Origin of the sequence: Streptomyces sp. NPDC005576 (assembly GCF_042871745.1) — a bacterium.
Lineage (GTDB): Bacteria > Actinomycetota > Actinomycetes > Streptomycetales > Streptomycetaceae > Streptomyces.
Genome location: NZ_JBIAJC010000003.1, coordinates 68,006 through 86,699 on the forward strand (window position 1 = coordinate 68,006; position 18,694 = coordinate 86,699).

At 71.2% G+C, this 18,694-nt stretch carries 15 protein-coding genes; 10 read left to right on the forward strand and 5 right to left on the reverse strand.

The genetic code is table 11. From position 1 onward, the window contains the following. Positions 1-163: 163 nt before the first annotated feature. Together nrdR and ACFYPN_RS06525 are read left to right on the forward strand one after the other, a co-directional pair. Complete coding sequence (gene nrdR, locus ACFYPN_RS06520; protein WP_327178357.1) at positions 164-670, forward strand: transcriptional regulator NrdR; 507 nt, start codon at positions 164-166, stop codon at positions 668-670. A gap of 161 nt (positions 671-831) precedes the next feature. Then, positions 832-3,726, forward strand: a complete 2,895-nt coding sequence (locus ACFYPN_RS06525; protein ID WP_358760790.1) for a vitamin B12-dependent ribonucleotide reductase — start codon at positions 832-834, stop codon at positions 3,724-3,726. A 198-nt stretch (positions 3,727-3,924) separates the two neighbouring features. On the opposite strand, the gene ACFYPN_RS06530 is transcribed toward ACFYPN_RS06525, so the two are convergent. The 3 genes from ACFYPN_RS06530 to ACFYPN_RS06540 all read right to left on the reverse strand — a co-directional run bounded on the left by ACFYPN_RS06530 (position 3,925) and on the right by ACFYPN_RS06540 (position 6,123). After that, positions 3,925-4,482, reverse strand: coding sequence for a TerD family protein (locus ACFYPN_RS06530; protein ID WP_389297030.1), 558 nt, complete (start codon positions 4,480-4,482; stop codon positions 3,925-3,927). A 221-nt stretch (positions 4,483-4,703) separates the two neighbouring features. Then, the gene (locus tag ACFYPN_RS06535; RefSeq protein WP_389297032.1) at positions 4,704-5,117 is read right to left on the reverse strand and encodes a hypothetical protein; all 414 of its coding nucleotides are present in this window, start codon (positions 5,115-5,117) and stop codon (positions 4,704-4,706) included. 49 nt (positions 5,118-5,166) lie between these two features. Beyond that, positions 5,167-6,123 (reverse strand): DUF1152 domain-containing protein, encoded by a 957-nt coding sequence (locus ACFYPN_RS06540; RefSeq protein ID WP_389297034.1) that lies wholly within the window; start codon positions 6,121-6,123, stop codon positions 5,167-5,169. A gap of 100 nt (positions 6,124-6,223) precedes the next feature. On the opposite strand from ACFYPN_RS06540, the gene ACFYPN_RS06545 reads away from it, so the two are divergent. From ACFYPN_RS06545 to ACFYPN_RS06570, 6 genes are all read left to right on the forward strand, one after another. Then, on the forward strand, positions 6,224-6,832 hold the full coding sequence (locus tag ACFYPN_RS06545) for a DUF4937 domain-containing protein (RefSeq protein WP_389297036.1): 609 nt from the start codon (positions 6,224-6,226) through the stop codon (positions 6,830-6,832). A gap of 154 nt (positions 6,833-6,986) precedes the next feature. Beyond that, positions 6,987-7,646 (forward strand): histidine phosphatase family protein, encoded by a 660-nt coding sequence (locus ACFYPN_RS06550; protein ID WP_358760795.1) that lies wholly within the window; start codon positions 6,987-6,989, stop codon positions 7,644-7,646. Between the two features lie 12 nt (positions 7,647-7,658). Then, positions 7,659-8,576, forward strand: coding sequence for an ADP-ribosylglycohydrolase family protein (locus tag ACFYPN_RS06555; protein ID WP_389297039.1), 918 nt, complete (start codon positions 7,659-7,661; stop codon positions 8,574-8,576). A gap of 612 nt (positions 8,577-9,188) precedes the next feature. Continuing rightward, positions 9,189-10,964: a DUF4153 domain-containing protein gene (locus ACFYPN_RS06560; RefSeq protein ID WP_389297041.1), complete on the forward strand. Its 1,776-nt coding sequence runs from the start codon at positions 9,189-9,191 to the stop codon at positions 10,962-10,964. A gap of 358 nt (positions 10,965-11,322) precedes the next feature. Continuing rightward, positions 11,323-12,033 carry a ribonuclease HII gene (locus tag ACFYPN_RS06565; RefSeq protein ID WP_358760798.1) on the forward strand — a complete coding sequence of 237 codons (711 nt, stop codon included), beginning with the start codon at positions 11,323-11,325 and terminating at the stop codon, positions 12,031-12,033. Between the two features lie 60 nt (positions 12,034-12,093). Further along, positions 12,094-12,702, forward strand: coding sequence for a hypothetical protein (locus ACFYPN_RS06570; protein WP_389297043.1), 609 nt, complete (start codon positions 12,094-12,096; stop codon positions 12,700-12,702). 80 nt (positions 12,703-12,782) lie between these two features. Here ACFYPN_RS06570 and ACFYPN_RS06575 read toward each other — a convergent pair whose 3' ends face one another. Then, positions 12,783-13,424, reverse strand: a complete 642-nt coding sequence (locus tag ACFYPN_RS06575; protein ID WP_358760800.1) for a hypothetical protein — start codon at positions 13,422-13,424, stop codon at positions 12,783-12,785. A gap of 333 nt (positions 13,425-13,757) precedes the next feature. Between ACFYPN_RS06575 and ACFYPN_RS06580 the strand changes: the two genes are divergently transcribed. After that, a complete protein-coding gene (locus ACFYPN_RS06580) occupies positions 13,758-15,917 on the forward strand; it encodes a RecQ family ATP-dependent DNA helicase (RefSeq protein WP_358760801.1) in 2,160 nt (719 codons plus the stop codon). A 375-nt stretch (positions 15,918-16,292) separates the two neighbouring features. Next, entirely contained in the window at positions 16,293-17,651 is a 1,359-nt protein-coding gene (locus ACFYPN_RS06585; RefSeq protein WP_358760802.1) for a DUF4192 domain-containing protein, read from the forward strand. A gap of 386 nt (positions 17,652-18,037) precedes the next feature. Here ACFYPN_RS06585 and ACFYPN_RS06590 read toward each other — a convergent pair whose 3' ends face one another. Next, positions 18,038-18,673, reverse strand: a complete 636-nt coding sequence (locus tag ACFYPN_RS06590; protein ID WP_389297046.1) for a TetR/AcrR family transcriptional regulator — start codon at positions 18,671-18,673, stop codon at positions 18,038-18,040. Between the last annotated feature and the right edge of the window lie 21 nt (positions 18,674-18,694).

Here is an 18,694-nt window from a genome sequence, read left to right on the forward strand (position 1 = left end):
TCGAAACCCTAGATCTAGTGGTTGGATTGCCCGGGTCACCCAGAGGTTGTGGTCCCCGGTCCGGTGAGCGCCGGGGATCGCCTATGCTGGTGACTGCTTCGACAGGGCCCCGGTGGGGCCCTGTGAGGCTCATTACTCGTGCCATGAAGGAGGCTTGGGAACCATGCACTGCCCCTTCTGCAGGCACCCCGACAGCAGGGTCGTCGACAGTCGCACGACGGACGACGGCACCTCGATCCGGCGCCGCCGCCAGTGCCCCGACTGCTCCCGCCGGTTCACCACGGTGGAGACCTGCTCGCTCATGGTCGTGAAGCGCAGCGGGGTGACCGAGCCCTTCAGTCGTACCAAGGTCATCTCGGGCGTCCGCAAGGCGTGCCAGGGGCGGCCGGTCACCGAGGACGCCCTCGCCAAACTCGGCCAGCGGGTCGAGGAGGCGGTGCGCGCCACCGGGAGTGCCGAGCTGACCACCCACGACGTGGGGCTCGCCATACTCGGCCCCCTGCGGGAACTCGACCTCGTCGCGTACCTGCGTTTCGCGTCCGTGTACCGGGCGTTCGACTCGCTCGAAGACTTCGAAGCCGCCATCGCGGAACTGCGCGAACGACGGCTTCCCGCCGGAGAGGGCGGGGAGACCCCCGAGGTCCCCGCTCCCTCCGTTCCCGCCCACTGAGTGGTACACGCCGTCCGGCCGAGGTCTGCCGGACGGCGAAAGGGTGGTCCACAGACCTGCTTCCGGCGCCGAGGACGGCGCTCGAAGCACCAGACACAGCACCGTGCCCCGGGAAGAACTGGGCACTTCAGGGCGTTTTTGCCCACATATGGGAGGCGGCAATGACAGAGACGACGAGCGGCCCGGCACGCAGTCCCCGCATCAAGGGGACCAAGCCGAGCAAGGGTCTGCGTATCGAGCGCATCCACACCACCCCCGGCGTGCATCCGTACGACGAGGTGGCGTGGGAGTCCCGTGACGTCGTCATGACCAACTGGCGCGACGGCTCGATCAACTTCGAGCAGCGTGGCGTCGAGTTCCCCGACTTCTGGTCGGTGAACGCGGTCAACATCGTCACCAGCAAGTACTTCCGCGGAGCTGTCGGCACGCCGCAGCGCGAGACCGGTCTGCGTCAGCTGATCGACCGGATCGTGACGACCTACCGCAGGGCCGGCGAGGAGCACCAGTACTTCGCCTCCCCCGCGGACGCCGAGATCTTCGAGCACGAGCTGGCGTACGCCCTCCTGCACCAGATCTTCAGCTTCAACTCCCCGGTCTGGTTCAACGTCGGCACCCCCCAGCCGCAGCAGGTCTCCGCCTGCTTCATCCTCTCCGTCGACGACTCCATGGAGTCGATCCTCGACTGGTACAAGGAAGAGGGAATGATCTTCAAGGGCGGTTCCGGCGCCGGCCTGAACCTGTCCCGCATCCGTTCCTCCAAGGAACTCCTCTCCTCCGGCGGCAACGCCTCCGGCCCGGTCTCCTTCATGCGCGGTGCCGACGCCTCCGCCGGAACCATCAAGTCCGGCGGCGCCACCCGCCGCGCGGCCAAGATGGTCATCCTCGACGTCGACCACCCCGACATCGAGAACTTCATCGAGACCAAGGTGAAGGAAGAGGAGAAGATCCGCGCCCTGCGCGACGCGGGCTTCGACATGGACCTGGGCGGCGACGACATCACGTCCGTCCAGTACCAGAACGCCAACAACTCCGTCCGCGTGAACGACGAGTTCATGAAGGCCGTGGAGTCCGGCGGAAAGTTCGGTCTGCGCGCCCGCATGACCGGCGAGGTCATCGAAGAGGTCGAGGCGAAGTCGCTCTTCCGCAAGATGGCCGAGGCCGCCTGGGCCTGCGCCGACCCGGGTATCCAGTACGACGACACCATCAACGCCTGGCACACCTGCCCGGAGTCCGGCCGCATCAACGGCTCGAACCCGTGCAGCGAGTACATGCACCTGGACAACACCTCGTGCAACCTCGCCTCGCTGAACCTCATGAAGTTCCTCAAGGACGACGGCGAAGGGCACCAGTCCTTCGAGTCCGAGCGCTTCGCCAAGGTCGTCGAGCTGGTCATCACCGCGATGGACATCTCCATCTGCTTCGCGGACTTCCCCACGGAGAAGATCGGCGAGAACACCCGCGCCTTCCGCCAGCTCGGCATCGGCTACGCCAACCTCGGCGCCCTGCTGATGGCGACCGGCCACGCGTACGACAGCGACGGTGGCCGCGCGCTCGCCGGCGCCATCACCTCGCTGATGACCGGTACCTCCTACCGTCGTTCCGCCGAACTCGCCGCGGTCGTCGGCCCGTACGACGGTTACGCCCGTAACGCCGAGCCCCACCAGCGCGTCATGCAGCAGCACGCCGACGCCAACACCAAGGCCGTCCACGTGGACGACCTGGACGCGCCGATCTGGGCCGCCGCCACGGAGGCCTGGCAGGACGTGATCCGCCTCGGTGCGAAGAACGGATTCCGCAACGCCCAGGCGTCCGTCATCGCCCCGACCGGCACCATCGGCCTGGCGATGTCCTGCGACACCACCGGCCTGGAGCCCGACCTCGCCCTGGTCAAGTTCAAGAAGCTGGTCGGCGGCGGCTCGATGCAGATCGTCAACGGCACCGTGCCGCAGGCGCTGCGCCGCCTCGGTTACCAGCCGGAGCAGATCGAGGCGATCGTCGCCCACATCGCGGAGAACGGGAACGTCATCGACGCCCCGGCCCTGAAGACCGAGCACTACGAGGTCTTCGACTGCGCCATGGGTGAGCGTTCCATCTCGGCCATGGGCCACGTCCGGATGATGGCGGCCATCCAGCCGTGGATCTCCGGCGCGCTCTCCAAGACCGTGAACCTGCCGGAGACGGCCACGGTCGAGGACGTCGAAGAGGTCTACTTCGAGGCGTGGAAGATGGGCGTCAAGGCGCTCGCCATCTACCGCGACAACTGCAAGGTCGGCCAGCCCCTCTCCGCGAAGACCAAGGAGAAGGAGAAGGTGGCGGTCACCGCCAAGGCCGAGGAGACCATCCGCACCGCGGTCGAGAAGGTCGTCGAGTACCGCCCGGTCCGCAAGCGTCTGCCCAAGGGCCGCCCGGGGATCACCACCTCCTTCACGGTCGGTGGCGCCGAGGGTTACATGACCGCCAACTCCTACCCGGACGACGGTCTCGGCGAGGTCTTCCTGAAGATGTCGAAGCAGGGCTCCACCCTCGCCGGCATGATGGACGCCTTCTCCATCGCCGTCTCGGTCGGTCTGCAGTACGGCGTCCCGCTGGAGACGTACGTCTCGAAGTTCACCAACATGCGCTTCGAGCCGGCCGGCATGACGGACGACCCGGACGTGCGGATGGCGCAGTCGATCGTCGACTACATCTTCCGTCGTCTGGCGCTCGACTTCCTGCCCTTCGAGACCCGCTCGGCCCTCGGCATCCACTCCGCCGAGGAGCGTCAGCGTCACCTGGACACCGGCTCGTACGAGCCGACCGAGGACGACGATGTCGACACCGAGGCGCTGGCCCAGTCCGCCCCGCTGCACGTGGAGCCGCTGAAGGCCGTCGCCGCCCCGGTGCAGGCCGCCGAGAAGCCGGCGCCGCGGACCGCGCACACCTCGGCCGAACTGGTCGAGATGCAGCTCGGCATCAGTGCCGACGCCCCGCTCTGCTTCTCCTGCGGGACGAAGATGCAGCGTGCCGGGTCCTGCTACATCTGCGAGGGCTGCGGCTCGACCAGCGGTTGCAGCTGATACCGGGCGGGATCACGCCGGATCGGCATCCGGCGTGATCCGCGCACCTAGCTGATCAACAGCCCACGAAGGGGACCGGCCATCGGCCGGTCCCCTTCGCCGTAGCGCTGCCGGGGCGGTGCCACCGGTGCCCCGGCCCCTCGTCCCTCGCCCTCGTCTCTCGCCCTCGCCCTCGCCGGAGCGAGACGGCACAGGCGTTCAGGTCAGTCGGCCGGAAGGCCCTTCGCCGCCCATCTCGGCGGCGAAGGTGCCAGGGTCGCCTTCGAACCCCCGCAGCCCGGGGTGGAAGGTCCAGATGCCCGAGCCGTCCCGGGTGAACTCGGCCACGACCGCCGCCGTCGCCGAGGCGACACCCGAGAAGTCGTCCCTGCCCAGTTCGGTGTAACCCTCGCGGATCTGAACGCCGGTGCCGACCACCCCACCGAACGTCTTGCGGCCGTCGCGCTGCTGGATCGCCACACCCACGAGGACCCGTACGTACCGCTCCGCGAGCCGGTCGAGTTCCAGGGTCATGACCTCGTCGTACCCGAGCCCCTGGCCGGTACGGCTGTCCCGGTTGAGGGTGATCGTGCCGTCGGGGGAGCGGCTGTCGAAGTGCACGAGATAGTCGGGAGCGCCGAACGGGGCGTCGGCGACGTACGTGCCCGCGATGATGTCCAGGTCATTGGGCGATTCACCGAACTCGCTGGGGTCCCACTTGAGCCGTACTTCGACCTTCTCGATGTCCTTGTTGGGATTGCTGCTGGGGGTGCTCATCAGACGTCCCTTCATGCCGCTGCGCCATCAGTCCGGTCCTACAACCCGATGATGGCTATAACTCTCTTCGGATCCAACCGCGTTGGCCCCGGGCGGCCGGATCGGGCCACGTCGGGCCCGAACTGGCGCGAAGCGGCCGTGTGTCGGTCGGCGTGGGTGTGGGCGGGGGGAAGGCCGGGCGGCGGGCCGCCCGCCCTGGTTGTCGAGGTGGCGGCGGGCGGTCAGGCGTCGGGGGCGGCTCCGGAGTCGACCCCGGGGTGGGCTCCGGGGTGGGTGAACTGCACGGGCTTGCCCAGCGACCTCGCGTAGGCGATCTCGGCTCGGGTGCTGTCTCCGATGTGGTCGCCGACCACGAGTACCTCGTCGGCAAGCCTGATCTTCGCCCGGTGCAGATCGCCGAGTCGAACCCTCAGCGCGTCGGCGTCGGCAGGATCGGACCGGAGTCCGTGCGGCGACTTCATGTCGAAGCCCGGCTTGACGACAATATGTCCGGCTGTGGTCTCCCGCAGGTCGGCCTCGTTCATCTCGGTCATGAAGCGGGTGGAGCCGCAGATCACGACGATGCGCGGGAGGCAGAGCAGCTTCTTCGCATCGGTGATTTTCTCCTCCGGGGTGAGCGGTCGCGGGTATGACACTGGTTCCTCCTGGTGATGTGGCCCGAGCGGCGGCCGCCGGACACCACCTCTAGTGCGGGATGCGGAGGGGCGGGCGCTGGACGGTCTCCTCGCGGAACAGTTCGATCCGGGTGCTGACCTGGCGCAGGAGGTGCGTGTCCTCGATGCGGTCGAGATAGAGGCAGTTGCGGGCCACGCCCTCCAGCTCGAAGGCGAAGCAGAGCGACATCAGGGGGTTGATGAAGAGTTCACTGCCCCGGGTGCGAGAGGTGAACCGTACGTCCCCGAACGAGCCGCGGACCGCCGCGGCGATCGACCCGTTGACGATGCTGGGATGGTCCGGGGTGTTCTCCTGCGCGTGGGCGACCGCGTCGAGATAGAGCGCGCCCTCGCGCGTCGAGCGGGAGAGGGAGAACGCGCCCAGATAGGCGCCGTCCCGCTCCAGGGCGGCGATGTTCTCCAGCACGAGCCCGTGGCTGACCCCGTGGTACGCGTCGACCCCGAACCCGACGGAGACGATCAGCCGCTCCGGCACGTCGATCCCGGCGAGTGCGGCGACGGAGGCGAGGTCCTCCTCCGGAGTGCCGAGACCGGATTCGTCGCCCCGCATGAGGATGTCCGTACCGCCGTCGACGAGGACGACCGCGTCGATGTCGTACCGCTCGATCAGCGCCCGGTACGCCTCGCGCAGCGGCTGGACCCCCACGCGGGTGAGGGCGTGGACGGTACTGGGGTACCCGTGCAGGGCGAGCCACTGGGCGAGGGTGCGTTCCGGGAAGTACGTCTGGTGCAAGGAGCTGTCGGGGGTGACGGCCGCGACGTCCGGCGCGAGCCAGTCGTCCAGGGGGAGGCCCTCGATCGAGCTGAAGGTGAGGTTGGCCAGCGTGACGTTCTTCCCCCGGTGCAGGAGGGACAGAGCGATCGGCAGGCCTGCGTAGACGTCGAAGCCGCCGCCGGCGCCGGCGACGAGTACGTGCCGGGCGGATTCCAGCCGGGAGAAGAGGGGATGGGCGTGCAGACCGTTCATGGAGATCATTCTGGGCACCCCGCACCCGGGTACGGAAGGAGTTCGGACGTTCTCCACCGGGAGGTGACGCGCGCTACGCCCGGAGCCGTACGATGGCGCCGTGCTGGTCAAGTGGATGCGCTGCGCCGTAGTGGACCGTCATGGGTTCGAGCAGGGGCAGCGGCAGGGGGCGGGGCTGCTCGATGAGCCGGGGTTCCGAGGTCAGGGCGGCGGGTGGAGCCGGGGGCGCCCGGACGTCGCCCACGTCTTCGCTTTCTGGGAGAACCGGGTCTTCTACGACGCCTACATGGCGCGTGCGGGAGACGGCGCGACCGCCGGGCGGCCGGGGGCGTGCCGGGACGCGCAGGTCAAGCTGTTCGAGTACCGCTTCGACGTGAAGACGGGCTTTGAACCGGATTTCACCGACGCCGATGTCGTCCGGGTGGCCCACAGCAAGGTCCGCGAGGACCGGGTGGAACACTTCGCGCTCATGCAGTACCGGGTCTGGAACCCGGCCATGGCGGGTTCGCCGGGCATGCTGCGGGGCGTCTTCGGCGAAGCGCCGGGCCACGAGTTCCTGGTGCTGTCGATGTGGCAGTCGAGCGCGGAGCGCGGAAAGTACCGCATCCAGAGCGCTGAGCGGCTGTCGGAGCGCGCCGAGACCGAGACGGACGTACTGGCGCTGACCGGGGACGTCGTCCAGCTTGAACCGTCCTGGACGGTCGCCTGACCGGTCGCCCGACCGGGCCGCGGGGGCCGGCCAGGCCTGCGGCCCGCAGTGGTGGGCCTGTGGGGGTGCCTGGGGTCCGTGCCGTCGGCGTTGCCGGGGTCCGTGCTCTTCGTTCGAACGAGGCGTATCGGTGCGCAGCATTTAGGGTCGACCCATGGCACGACCGCAGCGCATCGTCCTCGTACGGCACGGAGAGTCCGAGGGCAATGTGGACGACACGGTGTACGAGCGCGAGCCCGACCATGCCCTGCGGCTGACGCACACCGGGCTCCAGCAGGCGGAGGCGGCCGGCTTCCGGTTGCGCGAGGTGTTCGGCGAGGAAGGGGTCAGCGTGTACGTCTCCCCCTACCGCCGCACCCACGAGACCTTCCGTGCGCTCGGACTCGATCTCACCCGCGTGCGGGTGCGCGAGGAGCCCCGGTTGCGTGAGCAGGACTGGGGGAACTGGCAGGACCGGGACGACGTGCGGCTCCAGAAGGCGTACCGGGACGCCTATGGCCACTTCTTCTACCGCTTCGCGCAGGGCGAGTCCGGAGCCGACGTCTACGACCGGGTCGGCGCCTTCCTGGAGAGCCTCCACCGCAGTTTCCAGGACCCCGACCACCCGCCGAACGTGCTGCTCGTGACGCACGGGCTCACGATGAGACTGTTCTGCATGCGCTGGCTGCACTGGTCCGTAGCCGAGTTCGAGTCGCTGTCCAACCCGGGCAACGGCGAGAGCCGGACGCTGCTGCTCGGACCCGACGGCCGGTACACCCTCGACCGCCCGTTCGCACGCTGGCGGACCCCCGAGCCGTACGGCATCACTGGATAGGGTGGCAGCAAGATGACCTCTTACTCCTCCGAAACCTTCGAACGTCGCTACGAACGCACTCTCGCCAGCCTGCGCGGGCTCTCCGTCGGTGACGCCCTGGGCTCCCAGTTCTTCGTCCCCGTGAACTATCCGCTGCTGCGCAGCCGCATCCTGCCGCCGGGGCCCTGGCAGTGGACCGACGACACCGAGATGGCCTGCTCCGTGGTTGCCGTGCTGGCCGAGCACGGCCGCGTCGACCAGGACGCGCTGGCCCACTCCTTCGCCGAACACCACGACTTCGACCGCGGCTACGGCCCCGCCGTGAACAGGATGCTCCGGCTGGTACGTGAGGGCGGCGACTGGCAGGAACTCGCCGCCGGGCTCTTCCAGGGCCAGGGGTCCTGGGGCAACGGTTCCGCCATGCGCATCGCCCCGCTCGGAGCCTGGTACGCCGACGACCCGGAGCAGGCCACCCACCAGGCCGAGATCTCCTCCTACACCACGCACCAGCACCACGAGGCCGTGGCCGGAGCGATGGCCGTGGCCGCCGCGGCAGCGCTCGCCGCGTCTCCCGGCGGGCCGCCCCGGCCGGAGGCGCTGCTCGACACGGTGATCGCCCTGCTGCCGCGCAGCGCGGTGGTGGCCGGGCTACGGCGCGCGAAGGACATGCTCGACTACGACGACCCCACGACGGTCGCCGCCGTCCTCGGCAACGGCCGCCGCACCAGCGCACAGGACACGGTTCCCTTCGCCCTCTGGTCGGCGGCCCGCGCCCTCGGCTCGTACGAGGACGCGTTCTGGGTGACCGCCCAGGCGGGCGGCGACGTCGACACCACCTGCGCCATCGTCGGCGGGATCGTCGCGGCGGCCCCGGCGGGCGCCCCGCCCGCGTCGTGGCTGGAGCAGACCGAGAAAGCGCCTTCCTGGGTCCCCGCCGGGCCCCGCGTCTGACCGCACCCATATGACCTCCCGGCGCGCGGGACCGAACCGATACGGACCGCGCGCGTCCGGGCGCCGGGGGTGGCGGCGCCGCTTCTCTCCTCGTACGGACCGCGTGTCTTCGGTGGCGGAGGGTGGCCGTACCGCCCCCCGTGTCACGGAGCCGTGTCTGTGCCGTGTCACGGTCCTGCCACAGGGGTGCCGGGGGCCCGGCGCCCGGGCTGCGCGCCGCTACTGTTTCGGCCACGCGTCGCCCGGCGGTTTCCGCCGGGGCGCGAGGAACGAGACAGCGGGGGACGCGCCGACGCTCGGCCGTACGGCGGACCCGCGCGGGGGAGGGGTCCCATGACCACGTCCGACCAGCCGTCCGGAATACCGGACCCGGAGGACACGCCGTCGACGCCAGGTGGGTCCGGCCGGTCCGGCGCGAGCGCCGGGGCGACCGGGTCCGGCGCCACTGCTGGGTCCGGCAGGGCGGGTGGGACCGGCAGGGCGGGTGGGACCGGTAGGTCCGGCGGGGCCGGTGGGTCCGGCGGGGCCGGTGGGTCCGGCGGGGCCGGTGGGTCCGGCGGGGCCGGTGGGTCCGGCGCTTCTGATGGTGGTGGGCCGGGCAGGCCGACGCCCATGTCCTCGGAGTCGGAGGCGGAGTCGGGGGCGGAGTCGAAGTCCCTGACGCCTGGGCTCATGGAGTCGGTGTCCCCGGCGTCCGTGCTCACGGAGGCTATCTCCCCGGCGTCCGTGTCCCCGCCGGCCGGAAAGCCCTCCGGCGGCGTGCACTCTCCTGCGGATGCGGCGCCATCCGCTACGGAACCGGCCCCGCCCGCCGCACCGGCCGAGCCCGCCAACCCCTGGCAGCCGCGGCCCGCACCGCCGGGGGCCTTCGCCCGGGTCCGCCCCGCAGCTCCGCCGCCCATCGCGGGGACGACCCTCCTGGCGGTCCTCGCCACCGGCGTCCTCAGCGCGTTGCTGCTCGGTGACGGACTCGGGATCAACCTTCTCCTGGTGGCGCTGCCCGCCGCGGCCGGTGCCTGGCTGGAGGCGCGCAGGGCAGGGCGTCGGGCGCACGCGTGGACGCCGGCCTGGGGAGTCGGCGGGCTGGCTCTCCTGACGGTCCCGGCTCTTCTGGACGCGGGCTGGCCGACCTTCCTCGCTGTCGTGTCCGCCGCCGCCCTGGGCTCGCTCGCCCTGCACGGCAGCCGGAGCTGGTTCGGCGTGCTCGCGGGCTCGCTGGGGGTGCTGGACGCGGTGGTTCCGGGCATCGGATGGGGATGGCGCGGCATCAGGACACGGGCCTCCGGCTCGCGGGCGCGCTGGGGCACCGTGCTCCGGACGGCCGTCGTCGCCGCGGTACTGCTGCTGGTGTTCGGGACACTCTTCGCGAGCGCCGACGCGGCCTTCGCGGATCTCCTCGGCGACGTCCTGCCGGACGTCTCGCTGGGTGAAGGGCCCTGGAGGTTCTTCCTCCTCGCGCTCGGCCTGGCCGGCGCCCTCGCGGCCGCGCACACCGCCGCCGCCCCCACACGCTGGGACGGGATCTCCGTCCGTCCCGGACGGGCGCGGGGGAGGGTGGAGTGGGCACTTCCGCTCATCGTGCTCGACGTGTTGTTCGCCGCTTTCATCACCCTCCAGCTCGTCGTGCTGCTAGGTGGCTACGACAAGGTCTTGAAGGAGACCGGACTCAACCCCGCGGAGTACGCCCGTGAGGGCTTCTGGCAGCTTCTCTGGGCGACTCTGCTGACGTTGGTGGTCATCGCCCTGGCCCTGCGGAGTGCCCCGCGCGGGGGAGCGAAGGACCATTTGCTGGTCAAGGGCGTGCTCGGCACCCTCTGCGTTCTCACCCTCGTCGTAGTCGCCTCCGCGCTGCGCCGCATGGACCTCTACGTCGACGCGTTCGGCCTCACTCGGCTGCGCATCTCGGTGGCGGCGGTCGAGTTGTGGCTCGGCGTCGTCCTGGTGCTGATCATCGCCGCCGGAGTGTTCGGCGCCAGGCACCTGCCCCGGGCGGTCGTCGTCAGTGCCGCCGTGGGAGTGCTCGCCTTCGGGCTGGTCTCACCCGACCGGATGATCGCCGAACAGAACGTCCAGCGCTACCGCGACGGCAAGGCGATCGACATCACCTACCTCCAGCAGCTGTCGGCCGACGCCGTGCCCGCTCTGAACGCCATCCCCGACGAGAGAGTGCGAGCCTGTGCGCTCCGGGAGATCCAGAGCGCGCTCCTGGGTTCGGACGCACCGTGGTACGCCACGAGCTGGAGCGAGGCGAGGGCGCGGGACATCCTCGCCGAACGTCCGGTCGACCCGGCGGAGTTCCCGTGCCCCGGGCGGGACGGTGGCGGTGACTACGGCGACCTCGACCCTGCCGAACCCGGGCCGGCCGATTCGGAGTACGACCCGTACTGACGGGCCCCGATGCCGGCGGCGTGTCGATTGCACCGCCGGCTGCACCCCTGGTTGCACCGCTGGCTGTACAGAACCTGAGGTCGTGGAGGCGGGCGGCGAGGCGGGTGGCCCCGCCCTGGCCGGGGTCGGGCGGGGTGGTGGGCCGGTAGGAGGTGCAGTCGGAGGGGCCGTCGCGGGCGGGTGGGCCGGGCCGGCGGGACGGGTGGGGGGCCGGCCGGGGAGGGGCGGGCACGTCCGAGAGCGCAGCCGCCCGGGTCCGGACGCATACCGGGCCGTGCGTGCCGGCCGGGCAGTTCACGGAATACCCGGTCCCCCGGGGTGTCGCCACCGCGCCCATCGGCGTACGCTGTCTGGCGCCATGCCGTACGAACCACCCACGCACACTGTCGAGCGCTCGCTCCGTGCCACCACCGGTGCCCGGACCGTCGCCGGTGTCGACGAAGTCGGACGCGGAGCGTGGGCAGGTCCCGTCACCGTCTGCGCGGCGGTCACCGGTCTGCGCAGAGCCCCCGACGGACTCACCGACTCCAAGCTGATCACGCCCCGGCGCCGGGCCGAACTGGCGCCCGTCCTGCGGGACTGGGTCACGGCCTTCGGACTCGGCCACGCTTCCCCCGAGGAAATCGACGAACTCGGAATGACCGCAGCGCTGCGGCTCGCCGCCGTCCGCGCCCTTGCCGAATTGCCGGTCCGCCCCGACGCAGTGATCCTCGACGGCAAGCACGACTACCTCGGAAGCCCCTGGCGGGTACGCACCGTCATCAAGGGCGACCAGTCCTGCATCGCGGTCGCCGCAGCCTCGGTCATCGCCAAGGTGTACCGCGACACCATGATGGCGGAACTCGGCGCGGCCACCGGAGAGTTCGAGGAGTTCGCCTTCGGAGCCAATGCCGGATACCCGTCACCGACGCACCGGGCGGCGCTGGAGGAGCTGGGGCCCACCCCCCACCACCGCCTGTCCTGGTCGTACCTCGACGCGCTGCCGCGGTGGCAGCACCTGAAGAAGGTCCGCTCGTCAGCCGAGGCGGCAGCACTCGAAAGCGGGGGCCAGCTCGGCTTCGATTTCTGATCGCGCTTGCGCACCCACCCGCCGACACCAGGCGTATCGGCGTTCGAAAGACAATCATCCATGCCTCTCATCCCCGAGGAGTCTCAGATTCACGAGAGCGCTCAGGGTCCCCTTGCGGTTCCGGCCTCCGGCCGTACCGCGTCGACCCCCCGTCCCGTCCCTGGGCCGCGTTCCGCGGCCACACCGCGTCCCGGACACCCGGGACCCGCACGGCCTGCGCCGCCGGCGCAGCGCCCCCGTCCGGCCTCCGGCCCGTTGGCGCGCGCGGAGAATCGTTCCGTGCCGCAGCTGCAGGTGATCCCGGCCCCCTCCGCCGGGGCGCTCGACGCTGCCGAAGAGGCCGTCGACCTGCTGCTCGACAACGGCCGCGCCCCGGGCGACGTCCTCGTGTTCACCACAGGTGAGCAGCACCCGTGGGCCACGCACGAACTCTCCTTCGGCGAGGCCTCCTACTGGGCACAGCACGAAGCCGGTGACGACGTGTTCTTCGCGGACCTGTCGATGGTCGGCCGTGCCACCGGTCGTCCGGTCGTGGTCGTCGCCGTCAACGGCGAAGTGACCGGCGACGCGGCCCAGCAGCTGTCCGTCGCACGGGAGCGGGCCGGCACCCTGCTGATCGTGTGTGGCGACCCGCAGGCGATCAACGCCGCTCTCGGCACGAGCGTCTGATCCGACCGGCAGCCCCGACCGTCCTGGCACACGGGGTCCGGCCGTCCCGCACGGGGCGGCCGGACCCCGGCCCGCCGGGTTCAGCGGGCAGCTGTGCGAAGCATCGCCTCGGCCACTCCGCCACCCGTACGGAGAGGGACCGGCGCGGCGGCGAAGGACTCCGCGAGCGACGCGGGCGTGGACAGCGAATTCGGCTGCCTGCCTCCTCTGCCCTCGCCCAGGACCTGCCATCCGCCGCGGGTCAGCGTGATGTACGCACCGCAGCGCAACCCGTGCAGGGTGCAGGCGTCCCGCAGCCCCCACATCCAGGCGCCGTCCTCCTCCGTCCAGCGCTCGTCGCCCTCGCGGCAGTAGAGCAGCACGGCGGTTCGCGCCGGGGTTCGGCGGCGCAGGTCGTGCGGGATGACCCGGCGCAGGTGGGACAGGAGCGCGTTGCGGAACTCCCAGCCGTCAGCGACGGCGGAACCTCGCCGGACGAACGAGGCGCTCGCATTCAGACGTTCCTCGTGGTCGAGAACGGCCACGACGGCAGTGGCCGGAGTGGGACGGTGGCGTGCGTGCAGCCCGCCGACCACCTCGCGGGGGTTGCGCAGCAGGGGTATGCCCGCCGATGCCCACTCGGTGGGCTCCAGCATCCGGGCGAGCCGACTGGTGGAATCGGCCGGCATCGAGGACGCCCCCCACGGTGAAGTGTCTGCGGACGGTGCGAATCCGAAGGTCACGGTTCTCCCTTCGCTACGCGCCCACGGTGCGGGCAGGATGACAGAGGGCACGCCCATACGGGCCGTGAAGTGACCGTGCGGGAGGCAACTCCAATTCTCCCTGGCGTACCGGCGGGCGGCAACGAGCAATTGGAACACCTGACGGATATCCACCGTAAAGACCCGGATATCCCTGCCCGTCACGGGCCCCCGCGACGCCTCCCGCCTCCTCCGAACAGCCAGGCGCGGAGAGAACAACCCGCCCCGGCATCGGATGCCGGAGTCTTCCCTCCCGCGGGCCGTCACCCTGCGTGAGGTGGCCGTGCGGCCCGGCCATCGGGTTGCATGGGGGGTATGGACACCCTGGAGCTCCGCCACGAAGCAGACGCCATTCTCGCCGAACTGGTCGGTGACCCCGGCGGCTCGGCGCGGCTGCGGGAGGACCAGTGGCAGGCGGTGTCGGCCCTGGTGGAGGACCGTCGTCGGGCGTTGGTGGTGCAGCGCACCGGCTGGGGCAAGTCGGCGGTGTACTTCGTCGCCACCGCCCTGCTGCGCCGCCGCGGCGCCGGCCCCACGGTGATCGTCTCGCCGTTGCTCGCCCTGATGCGCAATCAGGTCGACTCGGCGGCGCGCGCGGGGATCCAGGCACGCACCATCAACTCGGCGAACCCGGAGGAGTGGGAAACCATCTACGGCGAGGTCGAGCGCGGCGAGACGGACGTCCTCCTCGTCAGCCCGGAACGCCTCAACTCCGTCGACTTCCGTGACCAGGTCCTGCCTCGTCTCGCGGCCACGACCGGTCTGCTGGTGGTCGACGAGGCGCACTGCATCTCCGACTGGGGTCACGACTTCCGGCCGGACTACCGTCGCCTGCGGGCGATGCTCGCCGAGCTCGCCCCCGGGGTACCGGTCCTGGCCACCACCGCGACCGCCAACGCGCGCGTCACCGCGGACGTCGCCGACCAGCTCGGCACGGGTGCGGGCGAGGCGCTCGTCCTGCGCGGGCCCCTGGAGCGGGAGAGCCTGCGCCTCGGAGTCGTACGGCTGCCGGACGCAGCGCACCGGCTGGGCTGGCTCGCCGAGCACTTGGACGAGCTGCCCGGTTCCGGGATCATCTACGCACTCACCGTCGCCGCCGCCGAGGAGGCCACCGCCTTCCTGCGGCAGCGCGGCTTCCCGGTCGCCTCCTACACCGGGCGCACCGAGAACGCCGACCGGCTCCAGGCGGAGACCGACCTTCAGGAGAACCGGGTCAAGGCGCTGGTCGCCACCTCGGCCCTCGGCATGGGCTTCGACAAGCCGGACCTGGGTTTCGTCGTGCACCTGGGATCGCCCTCCTCGCCCATCGCCTACTACCAGCAGGTGGGACGAGCCGGCCGCGGAGTGGCCCACGCCGACGTGCTGCTGCTGCCTGGCAAGGAGGACGAGGCCATCTGGCGCTACTTCGCCGACACGGCCTTCCCGCCCGAGACGCAGGTGCGGCAGACCCTCGCTGCACTCGAGAATGCGGGGCGGCCGCTGTCGGTGCCCGCGCTGGAGACGTCGGTCGAGCTCCGGCGCAGCAGGCTGGAGACGATGCTGAAGGTGCTGGACGTCGACGGCGCGGTGAAGCGGGTGAAGGGCGGCTGGACGGCCACCGGTGCCCCGTGGGTGTACGACGCCGAGCGCTACGCGTGGGTGGCGCGGCAGCGGGCGACCGAGCAGCAGGCCATGCGCGACTACGTGAGCACGTCCGGATGCCGGATGGAGTTTCTGCGCCGACAGCTGGACGACGAGGGCGCGGCCCCGTGCGGCCGCTGCGACAACTGCGCGGGCAGCTGGGCCGACTCCTCCGTGTCGGCGGAGACCCTCACGGGCGCGGCGAAGGAACTGGATCGCCCCGGGGTGGAGATCGAACCGCGCCGGATGTGGCCGACCGGCCTGGCCGCCCTGGGCATCGACCTCAAGGGGCGCATTCCGGCCAAGGAACTGTGCTCCGGCGGGCGGGCCCTGGGCCGGCTTTCGGACATCGGCTGGGGCAACCGGTTGCGTCCGCTGCTGGCCGAGAACGCACCGGACGGACCCGTTCCCGACGACGTTCTGCGCGCGGCGGTCGACGTGCTCGCGGACTGGGCGCGCTCCGCGGGAGGGTGGGCGACGAACGCCCCGGACGCCCCCGCCCGGCCGGTGGGTGTCGTCGCGGTGCCCTCCCTCTCGCGTCCGCGACTGGTCGGCTCCCTCGCCCAGGGAATCGCGACGGTCGGCCGAATGCCCTTCCTGGGCACCCTGACATACACCGGACCGGAGGGGGAGCACACCGCACGGCGCAGCAACTCCGCGCAGCGCGTCAGAGCATTGTCGGGCGCCTTCGCCGTCTCCGGCGAGCTGGCGGCCGCCCTGGCCGCGTCGCCCGGTCCCGTCCTGCTCGTGGACGACTCCACCGATTCCGGCTGGACCCTCGCGGTCGCCGCACGGCTGCTGCGCAGGGCCGGCGCCGAGCAGGTCCTGCCGCTGGTGCTGGCCGCCTCGGGCTGAGTCGCCGTGCGGCCCGTCACCGCGTACCGGATCTCCCCACACCCGGTGTCCGTGGACCCGGTCTCCGCGCGCCCGCCCGGGGTGGACCGGCCGGGCGCGCGTGAAGGCCGCCGTCAGCGGCGCGACGTCATCGCCCCGGTGATGGCGGGGCCGTGGGGAGGCGGAGTGGCGGAACCGGCGGCCGTCCTGGTGGTGGGCAGGTGCGGAGAGCGGGTCGTGGTGTCGGGCGCCGAGCGCCTCGACGTGCTTTCGCGTGGTCATGTCCCCATGAGAAACCCGAGCTCTGACAATGCGCCAGTGACGCTGGGTATCTGTGGATAAAGGGAGTTATCCACAGGGGTCGCGGAAATGTGCGTCGTGCGGGACGGTCATCCCATGAACAAGCACCATGAATCCACCGGTTCCGCCGACACCCAGCAAGTCACTCTGCGTGGCCCCGCAGATCTCGCCGACGCCCTGCCCTACCTGCTGGGATTCCATCCGACCGACAGCGTCGTCCTCGTGGCCCTGCACGGCGGCCGCGGCCGATTCGGGGGGCGGCTGCGGCACGGAATCCCGCCTGCCGAGACGGAATGGGGCCCGGTCGCAGACCAACTGGCGGACTGTCTGATCTCGGGAAGCGAGCGCCGAGGTGACCGACCCGACGCGATCGTCCTCTTCCTCTGCCAGGACCCGGGACCGGGAGAGGCCGCCCATGAAGTCATGGAGAGGATGCGGCCGTTCGCCCAACTCCTGCGCACCGCTTGCGGCGCGCTCGACGTCCCCGTGCTGGAGGCGCTCTGCATCTCCAACGGCAGGTACTGGTCGTACTGTTGCCCGGACGGCCGGTGCTGCCCGGAGGACGGCAACCCACTCGCCCTGCCGGGCACCACGGTGATGGCCGCCGCCGCGGCCTACGCAGGGATCCAGGTCAAGGGCTCGCTCCGGGAGCTGGAGCAACGGCTCGTTCCCTGGTCCGGCGCACACGCACCGGAGCAGCTCCGCGCCCTGGACGAGGTGGGCGCGGCGATGGTGGCCCGCATCCTCGACACCCACGGCCGCAGCCAGGTGGCCAGGGAGACCCTGAGCCTGGCGCGGGGCCTGCTGGAGCGCGTGGGCAAGACGCCCGTGCCCCCTGCCGCGGGCGCCGCCGACTTCCGTGACGACGGACTGATCAGCCATGACGAGGCTGCCGCCGTGATCCTGGGACTTCAGGACCGCGAGACCCGGGACCGCGCCGCCCGGTGGATGGAGGGCCCGGAGGCTCCCGCGGCACTGCGCCTCTGGCGTGCCCTCGCCCGGCGCTGTGTGGGTCCGTACGTGGAGCACGCCGCCGCCCCGCTGGCGCTGGCCGCCTGGGTCTCGTGGTCGACCGGGGACGAGCCCGGCGCCCGAGTGGCTCTCTCGCTCGCTCTCCGGGCGGACCCGGACTACACCTTCGCCCAGCTTCTCCACGAGGCGTGCAACGAAGGCGTGGATCCGGAGAAGCTGCGCCGCTGCCTGCGGGAAGAGGAGGAGGAAGCGCTGAAGTCCACAGCGGGAGAGGGTATCCCTCCGCAGGAGGCCACGCCTTCCCGCGGGGCGGGCCGGGTGAGGTCCGGTGCGCAGGCAGGGCCTTCCGCCCCCATCCGGAGCGGGAAGGCCGGCGGCCGCACCCGCCCCGTCACCCCGGTCAACCCGGGGACGGCGCGAACCCGGCGCCGGGAGCGGCTGCCGCGCGGCCGGCAGGGGGACAGGGACGGAACCAGCGGCTGAGCGACTGAGCCGAGCCGTGGGTCCGTACGGGGGTGCTCACGAACGGGCCTTCCCGGGCCCTGCCCGGTTCCGGACTGCTCCGGCTGCCAGTATCGGCCTGCACGGCTCGGCCCACCCGCTTCCGGTCCCGGGCCTTCGGTGCTTGCCGACGAGGCGCGAGCCGCCGCGGTGGTGCGGTGTGGTCCCGCGGGGGAGACCGCACCACCGCACCGCACCACCCTTCGGGCAGAAACCGGTATCGGTGGGCCTCCTCGGCCCCGTCCCCCGGGGGCCCGTGCCCGTGCAGGGGCGCGGGAACGTGCCCCACGCGGCACCGACCGGACGTCGCGACTCGCGCTCCCGCCCGTGGAGGCGTCGGGAGGCGTCGGGTGCGCGAGCAAGGGCGACTACTTCCGGTCACCGGTGGCGTAGCGGGCGAGCATCGTTTCCACGGCCTCGTCGACGGCATGGTCGGTCTCGCCGGCGTCCGGATTCCAGTCGGTGAGCAGCATCCGGGGCCACAGGGCGAAGTTGGCGATCATGCCGAGGAACTGGTTGGCGGCGCTCTCCGCGTCGGGCACGCGCGCGGTGCCGACTTCGTGCTCGGCTTGCAGGTAGAGCCGCACGGAGTCGAAATAAGGCAGCTTGCCCAACTGGAACTGCATCCTGCCCAGTTCGGGCAGGCGCGGCAGTTCGGCGATGACGATCCTGAACAGAGCCGTCATCCCGGGCCGGCCGACCAGTTGTGCGTAGCGACGGCCGATGTCCGTCAGTCCCGCACGCAGGTCGCCGGCCGGGGGCGGGATCGGAGCGTGACCGGACCCCTGCTCCCACGACTCGCTCACGATGGCCTCGAACAGGGCCGCCTTCGTGGGGAACTGCTTGAACAGCGTGGACTTCGAGACTCCGGCCCCCTCGGCGATCCGGGCCAGTGATGTCCCTGCGTAGCCGTGGTCGAGGAACAGGGCGGTGGCGGACGAGGTGATCGCCTCCCGCTTCTGCTGGGCCAGCCGTCGGTGGTGGTCGGAGAGTCCTTCTGCCATGGATCCAGTATGCCCGCCGCG